Origin of the sequence: Mycobacterium gastri (assembly GCF_002102175.1) — a bacterium.
Lineage (GTDB): Bacteria > Actinomycetota > Actinomycetes > Mycobacteriales > Mycobacteriaceae > Mycobacterium > Mycobacterium gastri.
This window is the reverse complement of sequence record NZ_LQOX01000115.1, coordinates 26,286-41,098: the sequence shown is the minus strand read 5'-3', so window position 1 is coordinate 41,098 and position 14,813 is coordinate 26,286. Positions and strand designations below refer to the sequence as shown.

The 14,813-nt window shown below is 66.7% G+C and carries 11 protein-coding genes and 2 pseudogenes; 5 read left to right on the top strand and 8 right to left on the bottom strand.

Features of this window, described 5'->3' with window-relative positions:
• Window positions 1-58 precede the first annotated feature (58 nt).
• A complete protein-coding gene (locus AWC07_RS15045) occupies window positions 59-616 on the bottom strand; it encodes a TetR/AcrR family transcriptional regulator (RefSeq protein WP_036416380.1) in 558 nt (185 codons plus the stop codon).
• The gene (locus AWC07_RS15040; protein WP_036416378.1) at window positions 613-936 is read right to left on the bottom strand and encodes a DMT family transporter; all 324 of its coding nucleotides are present in this window, start codon (window positions 934-936) and stop codon (window positions 613-615) included. Before AWC07_RS15040 ends, AWC07_RS15045 begins: the two co-directional genes overlap by 4 nt.
• A 234-nt stretch (window positions 937-1,170) precedes the next feature.
• Between AWC07_RS15040 and AWC07_RS28795 the strand changes: the two are divergent.
• Window positions 1,171-1,405, top strand: a pseudogene (locus AWC07_RS28795) (MFS transporter); the annotation flags it as partial.
• A gap of 183 nt (window positions 1,406-1,588) precedes the next feature.
• On the opposite strand, the gene AWC07_RS27630 reads toward AWC07_RS28795, so the two are convergent.
• Together AWC07_RS27630 and adhE are read right to left on the bottom strand one after the other, a co-directional pair.
• Window positions 1,589-2,341 carry an LppU/SCO3897 family protein gene (locus tag AWC07_RS27630; RefSeq protein WP_036416377.1) on the bottom strand — a complete coding sequence of 251 codons (753 nt, stop codon included), beginning with the start codon at window positions 2,339-2,341 and terminating at the stop codon, window positions 1,589-1,591.
• Between the two features lie 85 nt (window positions 2,342-2,426).
• On the bottom strand, window positions 2,427-5,060 hold the full coding sequence (gene adhE / locus AWC07_RS15025) for a bifunctional acetaldehyde-CoA/alcohol dehydrogenase (protein ID WP_036416375.1): 2,634 nt from the start codon (window positions 5,058-5,060) through the stop codon (window positions 2,427-2,429).
• A gap of 117 nt (window positions 5,061-5,177) precedes the next feature.
• On the opposite strand from adhE, the pseudogene AWC07_RS29370 reads away from it, so the two are divergent.
• A pseudogene (locus tag AWC07_RS29370) lies at window positions 5,178-5,537 on the top strand (adenylate cyclase regulatory domain-containing protein); the annotation flags it as partial.
• Window positions 5,538-5,675: 138 nt separating this feature from the next.
• On the opposite strand, the gene AWC07_RS15015 reads toward AWC07_RS29370, so the two are convergent.
• The gene (locus tag AWC07_RS15015) at window positions 5,676-6,506 is read right to left on the bottom strand and encodes an oxidoreductase (protein ID WP_085105127.1); all 831 of its coding nucleotides are present in this window, start codon (window positions 6,504-6,506) and stop codon (window positions 5,676-5,678) included.
• A gap of 419 nt (window positions 6,507-6,925) precedes the next feature.
• On the opposite strand from AWC07_RS15015, the gene AWC07_RS15010 reads away from it, so the two are divergent.
• Window positions 6,926-8,308: a WS/DGAT/MGAT family O-acyltransferase gene (locus tag AWC07_RS15010; RefSeq protein WP_036418085.1), complete on the top strand. Its 1,383-nt coding sequence runs from the start codon at window positions 6,926-6,928 to the stop codon at window positions 8,306-8,308.
• 27 nt (window positions 8,309-8,335) lie between these two features.
• Window positions 8,336-8,800 carry a cyclic nucleotide-binding domain-containing protein gene (locus AWC07_RS15005; RefSeq protein ID WP_036418083.1) on the top strand — a complete coding sequence of 155 codons (465 nt, stop codon included), beginning with the start codon at window positions 8,336-8,338 and terminating at the stop codon, window positions 8,798-8,800.
• Window positions 8,801-8,818: 18 nt separating this feature from the next.
• On the opposite strand, the gene AWC07_RS15000 is transcribed toward AWC07_RS15005, so the two are convergent.
• The 3 genes from AWC07_RS15000 to AWC07_RS14990 all read right to left on the bottom strand — a co-directional run bounded on the left by AWC07_RS15000 (window position 8,819) and on the right by AWC07_RS14990 (window position 13,393).
• A complete protein-coding gene (locus tag AWC07_RS15000) occupies window positions 8,819-9,484 on the bottom strand; it encodes a nitroreductase family protein (protein WP_036420277.1) in 666 nt (221 codons plus the stop codon).
• Between the two features lie 8 nt (window positions 9,485-9,492).
• Window positions 9,493-11,019, bottom strand: a complete 1,527-nt coding sequence (locus tag AWC07_RS14995) for an Hsp70 family protein (RefSeq protein ID WP_036420280.1) — start codon at window positions 11,017-11,019, stop codon at window positions 9,493-9,495.
• 130 nt (window positions 11,020-11,149) lie between these two features.
• On the bottom strand, window positions 11,150-13,393 hold the full coding sequence (locus AWC07_RS14990) for a carbon starvation CstA family protein (protein ID WP_036420282.1): 2,244 nt from the start codon (window positions 13,391-13,393) through the stop codon (window positions 11,150-11,152).
• 96 nt (window positions 13,394-13,489) lie between these two features.
• Between AWC07_RS14990 and AWC07_RS14985 the strand changes: the two genes are divergently transcribed.
• Window positions 13,490-14,767, top strand: a complete 1,278-nt coding sequence (locus AWC07_RS14985; RefSeq protein ID WP_036420285.1) for an ATP-binding protein — start codon at window positions 13,490-13,492, stop codon at window positions 14,765-14,767.
• The last annotated feature ends 46 nt before the right edge of the window (window positions 14,768-14,813 follow it).

Genomic DNA, 14,813 nt, shown 5'->3' with positions numbered 1-14,813 from the left:
CAGTGTCACGCTCGGCCCCGAGGGTGACACTGGCGTCACGTTCGCCGAGGCATCGTGCTCAGGTGTCGGCCGCCAGTCGGGCGACCGCATCCGTGAGCGCCTCGACGCTGAGCGGCGTGCCGGTTATCAGCGAATGCACCGTGGCGCCGTCGAGAAACACCGTGACTGCCTCGGCGGCCCGTCGGCCGATGCGCGGTTCGAGCAGCGCGACCAGGCCCTCGGGCCAGAGCCGAGCCAGGGACTGCAACTCCGGCCGGTGACTTGCCGCGACGTACAGCTCGCTCAGGGTGCGGTGCCGGTCCGGGTCGGTCAGGTATTCGGCGGTGAGCCGCGCCAGGGTGACGGGAAGATCGGCGGCCCGGTCGAGATCGCGCCGCCACTGCTCCAGCCAATCGGCTGCGCTCGTCGCGGCGTGGGCGAGTGCGGCTTCGCGCAGGGTCCCGAGGTCGCTGAAGTAGTACGTCGTCGACCCGACCGGAACATCGGCCTCCGCGGCGACTCGGCGGTGCGTCAGTTCCCCGAGGCCATGGCGGGCGATCACCCGCACCGCCGCCTCGATGATCGCCTGTCGGCGCCCGACCGGATCGCGGGGGCGGCGGTGGGATTCCGCGGTCAATGCGCACCGGCAAGGTTCAACGTGAGTACCCCGCCGATGATCAGCCCGACGCCCAGGACCTTGGCCAGCGACACCGGCGAGCCGAGGAACAGCACGGCGATCAGCACGATGGCGGCCGTGCCGATCGCCGACCACAACGCATAGGCGACGTCGGTCTGCATGCCGCGCGCGATCGACAACGCCAGCAGAACGAACGCGACGGCGTAACCGGCCAGGCAGACCACGGTCGGCCACAGCCGGGTGAACCCTTCGGTGCTCTTGAGCAGACTGGTCGCCACCGCCTCGGCGAAAATCGCGCAGAACAGAAACAGATAAGCCAAGACCCCTCCTCGTGTACGAATGTACATGTACAAATGTACATTACAGATCCGACTTGGGTGTACCGGCCCCAATACGCGACACCGGGTCGATGCGTCCCTGGATTGTCTGGGCTGTCGGGCTGGCGGCATATATTGTCGCCGTCTTGGACCGCACCACGTTGGGCGTCTCCGGTATGGAAGCCGCACAGCGCTTTTCGGCCAGCCCCGGAGTGCTGTCGACGTTCGTGGTGCTGCCTGGTCGTCGTCATCTCCGTCGGAGGACCGGCGTCGATGAGCGGACTGGACTTCGCGCGGACGTTCAACTCCAGCGCGACGCTGGGTACCGCCAAGGGCATCGTCAACATGGCCGGCTTCTTCGCTGCCCTGCTGGTCATGCAGGCGATGGGAATGATCCTCGAGATCACCGACGACTACTCGTTCGATTGGTTCCGGCTGGCCTGGACGGTGCAATATCCCGTCTGGGCGCTGGGCGCTGGGCGCTGGGCGCTGGGCGCTGGGCGTCGTCGGCATCGTGGTTACGCGTTGAAAAGTGCGTCTAATCAAGCGAATTGCGGAACAGGATATCGTGGCCGGCAGCACCGGGGCAGTGGCGTCGAGGTGACGCCGCCGTTGATGGCCGTTGGCGGCCGAAACCGACCGCGAAGCGCGGGATTCAATTCCTGCCGACGCGTTCGGTGCAGTAGGTCCTTTTCGGTTGTGTATACGTCAGGGCACGGGTGCGTTTGGGACAGGCGGACGCGTCGGTGCTGCCGTCGATTCGTTTGACGACCCTGACGGTGCCGCTGGTGCAGCTTGTTTGGCGGACCGTCTTGTCGTCGTGCTCGGAGGCGTAGCACTGGCCCTGAAGAAGGTTGGCTGCAAAGCACATCCGTACGCCGTTGTGCTCCGCCGACAGATAGCTGCTGTCGTTCCGTTTGCCGTCCGGACAATTTCCTTTGGAGTCGGTGTTGGCGGCGTATTGGAGCACCGCGTCCGGGTTCGAGCAACTGCTCGGGTGCCAATCGGGTTTGTCGGTCAGGATCGCGTTGGTCAGGCAGTCGCCGATCGCCAGGCGGCTGGAGTGTCGTACGGCATTGGCGAGGGTCCCGACCAGTGCCAGCGCGCCTACGGCAACCAGCACCATGCCAGCGACGATGAAGCCGGTGCCGGCCGACTTCGGCGGTGTCGGCTGCGGCGGCATCGGATAACCCGGTGGGTACCCGCCGTAGCCCGGCGGACCGGCTGCCGGATAGCCCGACGGATAGCCAGGCGGATAGCCAGGCGGCGGGTAGCCCGGCGAGTACCCGATCGAGGCTTGTTTACGGGCCGCCGAACGTTTCCGTATTCCGATGATCAGCAGGATCAGGCCCGTGACCGGCAACAAGAGCGAACCGACGATTGTCCCCGCCAACGCCGCGGCGTTCATGGTGCTCCTTTCGCGGGAAAGGACTGCTGGCCAGCATCATCATGCTCGACGCCGGTCGAAACGTCCGGGGAATCGCGGCAACCGGTCAGCTTCCGGGTGACTGCCCGAGGCCGCCGTCACCGTAGTAGCCCAGCCGAAGCAATGAGGTGATCTCGCTGACCAACGGCATCCGCGGGTTGGTGCGGTTGCTCAGATCCTCGAAGGCCGTCATCGCCAACGCCGGCAGCGCCTCCAAAAAAGCCTCTTCGTCGACGCCGAACTCCCGCAACGACCGCGGCATCTTCAGCCGGTCCAGCAGGTCGTCAACCCCTTGGAACAACCGGCGGCGGCACTCGTCGGGCTCGTGGCCGCCGAAGATCAGCTGGCCCAGCTGCGCATACTTGTCCGGGGCGACGTAGGCCGAATATCCGGGTGCGGGCATGAATTTGCTTGGCAGGCTTGCGTTGTACCGCAGCACATGAGGAAGGAAGATCCCGTTGGCCCGGCCGTGCGAGATCCCGAATTTCGCGCCGACGGCATGGGCGAGCGCATGATTCGTCCCGACGAACGCGTTCGAAAACGCAAGCCCGGCAAGGGTTGCCGCATTGGACATGGCGGTGCGCGCGGGCAGGTCGTTGGGATGCTCATACGCTCGCGGCAGCGCGTCGAAGATCAGCCGCGCCGCCTGGGCGCACAACGCATCGGTGTACGGCGAGGCGAAGATCGAGACAGCCGCCTCCAGCGCGTGGGTCAGCGCGTCGATGCCGGTGTCGGCGGTCAGCTGTTGCGGCATCGACGAGGTCAGCACCGGGTCGACGATCGCCAGGTCGGGCACCAGGCTGTAGTCGACCAGCGTCTCCTTCTTGCCGCGCACCGTCAACACCGCAGCCGGCGACACTTCCGATCCGGTGCCCGATGTCGTTGGGACGGCGACCAATTGAACGCGATGACGGTCCACCGGATAGTCGGCTACCCGCTTGCGGGGATCGAGGAACGGCATCGTTAGCTCGTCGAGGCTCTTCTCCGGGTGTTCGTAGAACAGCCGGATCGCCTTGCCGGCGTCCAGCACCGAGCCGCCGCCGACGGCGATCAGCAGATCGGGTTGCACCCGCGCCAGCAGCGCGACGCCACGGCGGATGGTCGACTCGTCGGGCTCCGGGGTGACCTCGGCGAACACCTGCACGTGGTTGGTGCGCAACTTGGAGCGCAGCGTGTCGACCACGCCGCGCTCCTCGGTCAGGGCATCGGTCACCAGCACCACGGTTTCGCAGTCCAGCTCGCGCAGGTTATCCAACGCGCCTTCGTTGAAGTAGGTGTTGGACGGGACCCGGAACCACTGCGGCGGAGTACGGCGGCGCGAGACGGTCTTGATGTTGAGCAGTTGCCGGTAGTTGACGTTCTCGGTGGTGCTCGACCCGCCCCAGGTGCCGCAGCCCAGCGAGAACGTGGGCGTCAGGTTGTTGTAGACGCCGCCCAGTGCTCCGACCGATGTGGGCGCGTTGACCAGGATGCGGCCGGTGCGAACCGCCAAACCGTATGCTTCGATGACGTTTTCGTCGTTGGCGTAGACCGCAGAGGTGTGACCCAGACCCCCGTGCTCGGTGACCAGGACGGCGACGTCAATGGCGTGCGCGACGCTGCGCGCGCGCACCACTCCGAGCACGGGCATCAACTTTTCCTGCACCAACGGGTGCGCGGCCAATTCGTCCAGATCGGCCGGCAGCTGGGCCAGCAGCACCTTCACCGTCGGTGACACGCTGAACCCGGCTCGTGCGGCCAGTTCCGACGCCTTCTGTCCGACCGCCGCCAGCGAGATCTTGTCGCCGCAGCCGAACGCGAACTCGGCCACCGCCTCGGCCTGCTCGGGGGTGAGCAGCTGGGCGCCCATCCGCTCGAACTCGGCGATCACCTCGTCGTAGATCTCGTCGTCGATGACGCAGGTCTGCTCGGCCGGGCAAATGACGGAGGAGTCAAAGGTTTTCGAGATCAGGATGTCGACGACGGCGCCCTTGAGATCCGCGGTCTTGTGGATGTAGATGGGCGCGTTGCCGGGCCCGACGGACAGGCCCGGTTTTCCGGCCGCGTTCGCCAGCGCGACGATCTTCGGGCCGCCGGTCACCCAGATGAAATCGACCTGGGGATGTTTGAACAGATAGTGCGTGACCTCGTGGGCCGCGTCGGGGATGACCTGCAGCGCCCCCGGCGGCATTCCGGCCGCTTCGGCGGCCGTGCGCAGGACTTCGAGGCTGCGTTCACAGGAGCGCACCGCATAGGGCGACGGCCGAAACAGGATGGCGTTGCGGGTCTTTGCGGCCACGATCGCCTTGAACAGCACCGTCGAGGTCGGGTTGGTCACCGGGGTGATGGCCAGCACCACCCCGATCGGCTCGGCGACGTAGGAGATGTTGTGCTCGACGTCGGCGTCGATGACGCCGACCGATTTCTTGTCGCGCAGATAGTCGTGCAGGAACTCGGTTGCCACGTAGTTCTTGACGACCTTGTCCTCGAAGACACCGAAGCCGGTCTCCTCGATCGCCACACCGGCCAGTTCGCCCGCCGCGCGAACTCCGGCGCGCACCATCGCCTCCACGATCGCATCGACCTGCTGCTGGTCGAGCGTGCGGAATGCCTGGGCCGCCCGCGCCGCCGCGTCGACTAACGCGTCGACCTCGCGTCTGCGGTCCTCGCTGACCGCGGGTGCGTCGACGGGTGAAGCTTTTTCGGTTTGCGTAGTGGTCATGGTCGGGTCCTCGACTCGGGGAAGCGCATTGTGGGTCTCCCGAATGAGCCGATGCTAGGGGTCTGCGGGGGGGCATAACGAGGGTCGGAAGGCCCTAGCTTGTTGTAGGTTGACGCGGTGTCAGCAGAGCCGGACAACACCGACGTCGAGTCGTTGGGGTTGCTCGATCACCTCGGCGGCCGGGCGCGTCAGGAGCGTGCCGATTCGCCGCTGCGGTCACGCGCCGACGCGGAGGCGGTGCTCAACGCCGTGCGGCTGGTCGACCTGGGTTTGGATCCGGCACGGGTCGGATTGATCGTGAGACTACTGGTCGAGGGCCTCACCGGCCCGGCGGTGGCGCTGCGCCGGGCCGCCCTGCAGGCATCGCTGAGCCCGGGCGCCACCGAGCTCGACCTGGCGAAGGCCTTCGAACACCTGACGCAACAGGCCGAGCCGCTGCTTGGCCCGATGGTCGACGATTTGTTGCGGCTGGTGCTGCGACATTCGTTCGAGACCGAGGCGATGGGCGACGCGCCGGGCCTCGATGGTCGTTCGTCGGGGCCCGCCATCTCAGGGGGATTCACGGCGAGGTTCGGCTGTATGCCGTGCGGCGGGCCACGTCGCAGTGATCGTCTTTCAGGAGTCGAGATTGGTACCGGCGGTGAGCTCTTCCCACTCGGCGATCTCGTTGGCACGGGTGTCGGCGATGTAGCGATAGGCCATCAGCGCGTCGGGCCCGAGCAGCAAGAACCCTGGCGGCTTGGGTGACTCGACGGCCGTGATGATCGCCGCCGCAGCCTTGGCGGGGTCGCCCTGTTGGTTGCCGTGCATGGTGTCGTTTTCGATGCGGCGTTGCCCGGCGGTGGCGGCGTAGTCGTCGATAACCGTGGCCGACTGGGTCAGCGAGCGGCCGGCGAAGTCGGTGCGAAATGCCCCGGGTTCGACGACGATGACCGAAATACCAAGGGGCGCAAGCTCACCGCGCAGCGCCCCGCTCATGCCCTCGAGGGCGGCCTTTGCCGCGGAGTAGTAGCCGGAGGCCACCGGGGTCAGCTGAACGGTGATCGAGGAGATGTTCACGATCGAACCGGAGCGGGCGGCCCGCATGCCCGGTAGTACGGCTTTGATCATCGCGACGCTGCCGAAGAAATGTGTCTCGAACAGGGCGCGGATGTCGGCGTCGTCGCCCTCTTCGACCGCGGAGCGGTATCCGTAGCCGGCGTTGTTGACCAGCACGTCGACACCGCCGAACCGCTTTTCGGCCGCGCGCACCGCGGAGCTGACCTGGTCGGGTTTGGTGACGTCGAGAGCCACGGCCAGCACCCGGTCGGGCGTTGCCTCGGCCAGCTCGGCGACCGTGGTGACGTCACGTGCGGTGACGACGACGTTGTGGCCGGTGTCGATAGCGACTTCGGCGAGCGCCCGCCCGAGCCCGCTCGAGCAGCCGGTGATAAGCCATGTGGACATTGAGAATGTCTCCTTTCCATCGAGACAACCTTGGCATAACGCGGCAGGCTGCGGCGGCTTCGGCGGGTATTCCGCCGAGCGTGAGGCTGCTGCGAATTTTCGTGCGAAATCTCGCAGCAGTTGCACGTTCGACGCTGCGCCGCCGCCGCTTCCTGCGGCGCCTCGCGCTAGCGTGCGCCCGCAAGATCGTCAATGATCGTCTCGGCCGCCTTCTTCCCGGTCGCCAGCGCGCCCTCGGGGATCAACTGCCGTCACCGGGGACCGCGAGTAACGCGGTGCCGCGACGATGAACTGCATCGAGTGGGTGGACGCGTTCTGCGGGGCGTTCAAGGCGTGCGCGGTCCCGATCAACGTCAACCAATGTCGGCGGATGGGGTGTTTTCGAGGTTGCCTGGCCCGCGACGCTCTACGCTGTCGTCGTGAGGCGGTTGTCCGCTCTGGACGCGGCGTTCTGGTTCGCCGAGACCCATACCTGCCCAATGCACATCGGCGGTCTGGCGATCTGTAATCCCGCCGAGACGCCCAACTTCAGTTTCGATGTGGTCAAAGACCTCATGGCTGCCCGACTTCCGGAGCTGCCGTTGCTGCGGTGCCGGGTCGCCGGCGCGCCCCTTGGCCTGGACCGGCCATGGTGGGTCGAGGACACCAAGCTCGACATCGACTATCACATCCGGCGCGTCGCGGTGCCCTCGCCGGGCGGACGCCGCGAGTTGGAGGAGCTTGTCGGCCGCCTCATGCCCTATCCGCTGGAGCGCAGCAGACCCCTGTGGGAAATGTGGTTCATCGAGGGTCTGGAGGGCGGTCGTGCCGCGGCCCTGACCAAGATCCATCACGCCCTCATCGACGGGGTGTCGGGCGTCGGCCTGAGTGAGATCATGCTGGACGTCACGCCGGAACCGCGGCCACCGGCCGTCGGGGTCCAGGAGTCGTCGGGCGCCGGCATGCCGCGTTTCGAGCGGCGTGCGCTGGGCGCCATGTTCAACGTCACCGTCGCGACCCCCTACCGGTTGGCGCGGATCCTGCAGCAGACGCTGGTTCAGCAGCTGGCCGTGCGGCGACTGGCCAACAAACCGCCGCATTTCTTCCAGGCCCCGACCACCCGGTTCAACGCCGACCTCACGCCCGAGCGGCGGGTCGCGTTCACCCGGGTACCGCTGGAGCGGGTGAAGGCCGTCAAGCAGGCCTTCGGTGTGAAGCTGAATGACGTTGTGATGGCGATGGTTTCGGGTGCCCTCCGGGGCTACCTCGAGGAGCGTGGGGAGCTGCCCGAGCGGCCGCTGATCGCCCAGATTCCGATCTCGACGCACCGCGACGACTCGCAGTCCGCCAACCAGATCGCGTCGATGACGATGAGCCTGGCCACCGACGTCGCCGATGTCGCGGAGCGGCTGAACACCATCTACCGAAATTCCCGGGGCGCCAAGGAGATGGCCAAGGCTCTCACCGCCCATCAGATCATGGGCCTGACCGATACGACGCCGCCGGGCCTGCTGGCTCTGGCCGTCCGGGCATACACCGCCAGCCATCTCGGCGGCCGCGTCGCCCCGATAAATCTCGTCGTCTCCAACGTTCCCGGGCCCGACTTCCCGATCTACCTGGCCGGCGCGGTGGTGGAAAGCCTGATACCGATCGGCCCCCTGACCATGGAGGTGGGCCTGAACGTCACCTGCTTCAGCTACCGCGGGTCCATTGATTTCGGTTTCGTCACCACCCCGGAGGTCGCCGACGATATCGACGAACTCGCCGACGCGATCGAGCCCGCGCTGACGCAACTGGAGGAAGCCGCCGGGATCGTGGCGTGAACTGGGCACCAACGAAAGGAATTCACAGTGCGGACCCTCGAAGGCGTGCTGGCCGGGCATCGGTTCTTCAGCGGGATGGACCCTCGTTATCTGCAGTTGGCGGTCGGGTGTGCGGCGAACGTGCGCTTCAACGCCGGCGAGCTGATCTGCCGCGAAGGTGAGCACGCTGATCACTTCTACCTGATTCGAGCCGGCAAGATCGCGCTCGAAACGTCTGCTCCCGGCCACGGCAGCCTGGTTGTGCAGACACTCGGCGACGGCGACATTTTCGGATGGTCGTGGTTGGTGCCGCCCTACCACTGGCGATTCGATGCGCGCGCGGCGGAACTGACGCGGGCGATTGTCTTCGACGGCAAGTGCCTGCGCCAGAAATGCGAAGAGGATCACGAACTCGGCTACGAACTGCAAAAGCGTGTCATTGCCGTACTCGGAGAGTATCTCGATGCCACCAGGTTTCGGCTGTTGGACATCTATCGCGACGCCATCGACTGAGGCGCCGTAACTTAGCCCTTAGCTGTCGAATGCCGGGCCGCCGAAGCGCTCCCGGGTGACGAACTCGGCAACCGGCCGGCGGCGCAGCTTCGTCAGCTGGCGGGAGGGCCTGCCGAGCGGCACGATCGCGGCGACCGCGTGGGTGCCGGGAATGCCCAGCAATGCGCGGACCTGCTCCTCCCCGGCGATCGCCATGGTGGTGATGGTGCCGCCGTAGCCCTCGTTTCGAGCGGCCAGCAGGATGTTGCACACCAATGGATACACCGACGCGCCGGCGGCGATACCGACCCGGTCCAGGTCCCGATCCAGCGCCGCGACCACCTCCAGGTCCACGGAAACCACCAGTACCACAGGCGCTTTCGTAACCGAGGCAACGAATGCGTGCGGAACTTCGGTGCTGTCGACAACCTCCTGCGGCACATCGCTGGGATGAATGGAGTTCCACGGGTTTTCACCGGCCGCCAGTTGGGCGAGGTAGCGGCGGGCGGCCGGGATGCCCAGTTCGGCAAGCCGACGACGGACGTCGGCGTCGCGCACCACGGTGACGTGGGCGCCTTGTCGGTTGCCGCCGCTGGGCGCGAACCGGGCATTGTCGAAGATGCGGCCCAACACCTCGTCGGGCAGCGGGTCGTCGGTGAACTCGCGCGCCGCGAACGTCGTTCGCATGACCTCGTACAGGTCCATGGCCGCGCTCAGATCGCAGCCGGCAAGCGTCGTTCCAGCCGGAAGGTGCGCTTGAAGCCGGTGGGCTTGGTCGTCAGCGTCACTTCCACCGCGCCGCCGGGGGCGACGACGTAGCGTTCCTCGACGTCGGGCCCGTCATTGCAGCGGCCGACGGGTTGCCGCCCAAGGTCGTGGTGGTCACGCAGGGCGGGGTCGAAGGGGAAGTAGACGGGATCGTAGGGCGTCACGTCCCCGTCGGGACGGCCGTCGACCAGGCGGCTGCACTCCACGAACCGGAAATGTCCGATGTTGTGGGCCGCCCGATAGGTTCGCCTGATGACCAGCGGCGAATGCCCGTCGGCGGGAAGCGAGGCGTCCTTGGGCACAATCGGGTCGAACACCACGTCAGCGCCGGCCCGCGCCTCGCGGAAGACGCCGAAATGCCGCGAAAAGTGTTCGGATAACTGGAAATTCGCTTTCGTGTCGAGAAAGACGGCCAGTCCGATGGCCGTCGCGGCAAACGGGTGCGGCGAGCGTTTCACGCGTTTGTCCCCGAAGGTGGCGCGCAGCATCCGAGAAATCAGCGGGAAGCTGCCGGCCCCGCCCACCAGGTAGATGCCTGCCACCTCGGACCAGGCGACGCCGCTTCCGGTTGCCACCGGGTCGCGCAGCACGCGCGAGAGCACGTCCATGGTCTTGTCGACGAGCGGCGCGCAGGCCGCGTACACGTCGTCAATGCCGCAGGCGTACGGCGGCCGGTCGATCCCGTCGACCACCGTCAGGTCCACCAGGAAGCGGCGGGTCTGCGGCCCGATGGCCTCCTTGCGGACGGCGCACTCCTCCCGCAGCAGCTCGGATGCTCCGGCCGCCGCCGGCAGCTTCGCCCCGGACACGACTAGCGTCAGGATCGCCTGGTCGAAGTCGTCGCCACCGAGCCGCTGGATGCCCTCGCTGACGACGACTTCGTTGACCTGTCCCGCCATTTTCAGCAGCGAGGCGTCGAAGGTGCCGCCGCCCAGGTCGTAGATCAGGACGTATTCGCGTTTGGCGGTGATGGTGGAGCGGTACCGGTGGGCATACTCGAGGCTGGCCGCGGACGGTTCGTTCAGCATTGCCACGACGTGAAAACCCGCCGCGAGAAAGGCGTCCAGCGTCATAAAGCGTTGTGCGCTGGACGCATTGGCCGGGACGCTGATCGCCGCCTCGATCGGTTCACCGGGCTCGAGGCCGGCGTTGGAGCGATGGCAGAGATCATTTTTGAACTGGGAAAGGTAGCCGGTGAGCAGCTCGGCCAGCGGGTAATCGTGGCCGGCCAGGTTCACCTCGGTGTGCGGTCCGGCGTCGTTGAGCAGACGTTTGAACGAGCGCAGCACCGACCATCCTGGCTCGCGGCGCACGGCGGCGGCGTCCAGCCCGAACCGGATCTTTCCCGCCTCGTTCGCCGCGATCAGCGACGGCCATGCCTCCACCCCGTCGAAGGAAACGACGGGGTAGTTGCCTCTGTCGACGACTGCAGCGACGGTGTGCGTGGTGCCGAAGTCGATACCGACTCTCATCGCGCCCAATTTTAGGCCCGATGTCAGGTAGTTCGGCACTACCTGCGGTCTCCGGCGTGCCGTCAGTGACGACGGCGGGCTGCTCGCCATAGGGAGGACGCGGCAGCTTTGATCCGGTCCGGACTCGGAGTCACCGAACGTCAGGAAATCTGGCAGGTCCCGACAGCTCGTTCCATCTGCGTTGCAGTTCGCGTTCCGCGGCCGTCGGAATGAGGCCGGCGGGCGCGAACAACTTCGACGGCACCGGGTCGTCCTCGGTCAACGGCCGGCCCGCTCCACGAATTGCCTTGTGCGCCTCGATAACCCCGGCGGCAAACACCACCACGACGACCGTCGCGAAGACGATCGACAAAGTGCCCTGGACAAACGTGTTTCTGATGACGTCATCGAGCTGGCCGGCATTGGCCGCCGAACCGAACGCCGTCTTGCCGGCGTTTCTGGCCGCAAGATACTGGTAATGCTGAGTCCAGTAGCCGACAGCGGGGTCGGCCGAAAACACCTTCTGCCACGACGCCGTCAGCGTGACGGCCAGATCCCACAGCAGCGGCACCCCTGGTATCCAGGCCCACTTCAGGCGGCCCTTCTTGATGACCACGACGGTGATCACCGTCAGCGAGATGGCCGCCAGCAACTGGTTGGCGATGCCGAACAAAGGGAACAGCGTGTTGATACCACCCAAGGGATCGGTGACGCCGAGCAGCAGGGTACTGCCCCAGGCGGCGACCACCGCCAGGCTGCACACCCATACGCCCGGGCGCCAGCTCGGATTCTGCAGCCTGCGCAGCGGCCCACCGAGGTTGCTTAACGCGTCGGAGACCATGAAACGCGCGGCGCGGGTGCCGGCGTCGACGGTGGTCAGGATGAACAGCGCCTCGAACATGATCGCGAAGTGGTACCAGAATGCCTTGAGATTCGCGCCGGCGAACACGTGGTGCAGCATTTCGGACATGCCGAAGGCCAGCGTCGGCGCCCCGCCGGTGCGGGACACGATCGAGCGCTCGCCCACGCTGGCCGCGGCGCCGCTGACCTGATCCGCGGTGACCGGGTTCCCGCCCAACCCTAGCCCGTTGACGTAGTGCGCGGCGCCGGCCGCGGTGCCGCCGGTCTGGGCGGCCGGGGCGTTGAGCACGAAGTACAGATGCTGATCCAGAATCGATGCGGTGAGCAGCGCGATGACCGCCACGAACGACTCGGTGATCATGCCGCCGTAGCCGATCAGGCGCATCTGGCCTTCCTTCTCCAGCATTTTCGGCGTTGTTCCCGAGCAGATCAGCGAGTGGAATCCGGACAGTGCCCCGCACGCGATGGTGACGAACAAAAAGGGGAACAGCGAACCCGCGAACACCGGCCCGTCGCCGGCGCCGGCGAACCGCGACACGGCCGGTGCCACGATGACCGGGCGAACCACGCACACGGCCGCGGCCAGCAGCACGATGGTGCCCACCTTCATGAACGTCGACAGGTAATCGCGCGGCGCGAGCAGCAACCACACCGGCAGCACCGACGCCGCAAAGCCGTAGCAGATCAGCAGCCACGACAGCGTGACCGGCGACATGCTGAACCACCGCGCGCCCCAAGAAGTCTGGGCGACCCAATCGCCGGAGGCGACGGCGAGCAACAGTAACGCCACCCCGATGATCGACACTTCCGCGACCCGCCCGGGCCGTAGGAACCGCAGATAACAGCCCATGAACAGGGCGATGGGGATGGTCATGGCAATCGAGAAGACACCCCACGGGCTTTGCGCAAGAGCGCGCACCACCACCAGTGCCAGCACGGCGATGACGATCACGATGATGACCGGTACCCCGATGAGGGCGGCCACGCCGGCGGTGGCGCCGAGCTCGTCGCGAACCATCTGCCCCAGGGAACGGCCGCGGCGCCGGGTGGAGATCCACAACACCAGGTAGTCGTGCACACAGCCGGCGAACACCGCTCCGAGCACGATCCACAGCGTGCTGGGCAGATAACCCATCTGGGCCGCCAGCACCGGACCCACCAGCGGCCCGGCCCCGGCGATGGCGGCGAAATGGTGGCCGAACACCACCCGCCGATCGGTCGGCACGTAGTCCATACCGTCGTCGAGGTATTCGGCCGGGGTGGCATGATCGTCGCGCGGCGCGACGATCTTCGCCTCGATCAACCGGGCATAGAACCGAAACGCGATGACGTAGGTGCAGGCCGCGGCGACCACCAGCCACACCGCGTTGACCGTTTCGCCGCGGGCGAACGCGATGATCCCCCAGGCGACCGCGCCGATTACGGCGACGACGGCGATGAAGATCTTGTGCTTCAGGGTGATCGGGGAGCGGTCGACGACGGCGACGGGCGGCAGGTCGGCGTCGGTGCGGATGTAGCTGACGTCGCCGGCCACCGGCCCTCCCTCTTTGGCGCACGCTCGGGTGTTCCCGGTGATCCTTGCATTACCACGGTGCTGTGCGCAGCCTGGCAACAGGCATACCGTTGGGTGATGCCGTTGTGGCGATTGCGTGACTACGACGACGACGACCTGGACCAGGCGATCCAGGTATGGGATCAAAGCCGTACTCCCGGGTCCCCGGAGCCGGTTTTCACTGTCGCCGAGGTGATGGCGGCCGCTCGGGCAGGCCAGCCCGCGGTCGTCGCCGAGGTCGGTGACGAGGTGGTCGGTATGGCCGTTGCGCGGACCGACGGTGAGCGGGCCTGGATCCTGCTGATCGCGCTGGCAGCACGCTGGCGGCAGCGAGGTATCGGCAGCGCGCTGCTGGCCGATCTGGAGCGCCGGCTGCGGTCGGCCGGGGTGCGCAAGATCTGCACGGTGCTGCCCGCGGGGGCGACGGGATCGGCGGCGCTGGACAACTCCGGCTATACCCGTCGCGACGGTTTGGTGTACTACGAGACGGTTGAACTTCTGCGGCCGGACCAGGCCAATGTGCTCGCCGAGCTGGGCGGGCGGCTGCTGCCGCCGGGGTTGTGGCAGGACCTGGCCGGGATGGAACAGGAGAAACAGATCATCGAGCAGCGGATCATCGCCCCGCTGGCCTACCCCGAGGTCGCCGACCGCTACGGCGTGCGCCCACCCAAGGCGGTGATCCTCTTCGGGCCACCGGGGACAGGGAAAACCAGTTTCGCCAAAGGGATTTCGTCGAGGCTGGGCTGGCCCTTCGTCGAGCTGTTCCCGTCGCGGCTGGCTGCCGCGGCACCGGGCGGTCTGGCGGCATCCCTTCGGGAAGTGTTCGCAGAACTCGACGAACTCGACGAACTGGTGCTGTTCATCGACGAGGTCGAGGAGATCGCGGTGGCGCGGGCCGGTGCCAGCACCGTCGAAACCGGTGTCACCAACGAACTGCTGAAACTCATCCCGTCGTTCCGCGAGCACGACGGGCGGCTGCTGGTCTGCGCCACCAATTCCGTGCACTCGCTGGACTCGGCGTTCTTGCGGCCCGGACGCTTCGACTACGTCATACCGGTCGGCCCACCGGATCGGCCAGCGCGCATGGCGGTATGGAAACGCTATCTGGGCCAAGCCAACTCGGGCATCGACATCGACCGGCTGGTCGCGGCCACCGAGCTGTTCACCCCGGCCGACATCGAGTTTGCGGCCCGCAAGGGAGCGCAGGTGGCCTTCGATCGTGAGATGGCGCACGGCCGCGGGGAGCCGGCGACCACCGAGGACTACCTCACCGCGATCGGTGAGGTCCGCCCGACGCTGACGACGGGGATGCTGGCCGAATTCACCGAAGACAGAGCGCAATTCGCCCGGCTATAGCTGGGAGAGTGTGAATCCGGCGACGCGTCGCCGGCGTGGCTGTTGC

Excerpts from the sequence above, each read along its gene's own strand:
- AWC07_RS27630 (WP_036416377.1), bottom strand. The coding sequence starts at position 2,341 with ATGAACGCCGCGGCGTTGGCGGGGACAATCGTCGGTTCGCTCTTGTTG.
- AWC07_RS15015 (WP_085105127.1), bottom strand. The coding sequence starts at position 6,506 with ATGTCCACATGGCTTATCACCGGCTGCTCGAGCGGGCTCGGGCGGGCG.
- AWC07_RS15000 (WP_036420277.1), bottom strand. The coding sequence starts at position 9,484 with ATGGACCTGTACGAGGTCATGCGAACGACGTTCGCGGCGCGCGAGTTC.
- AWC07_RS14985 (WP_036420285.1), top strand. The coding sequence starts at position 13,490 with ATGCCGTTGTGGCGATTGCGTGACTACGACGACGACGACCTGGACCAG.
- AWC07_RS14995 (WP_036420280.1), bottom strand. The coding sequence starts at position 11,019 with ATGAGAGTCGGTATCGACTTCGGCACCACGCACACCGTCGCTGCAGTC.
- adhE (WP_036416375.1), bottom strand. The coding sequence starts at position 5,060 with ATGACCACTACGCAAACCGAAAAAGCTTCACCCGTCGACGCACCCGCG.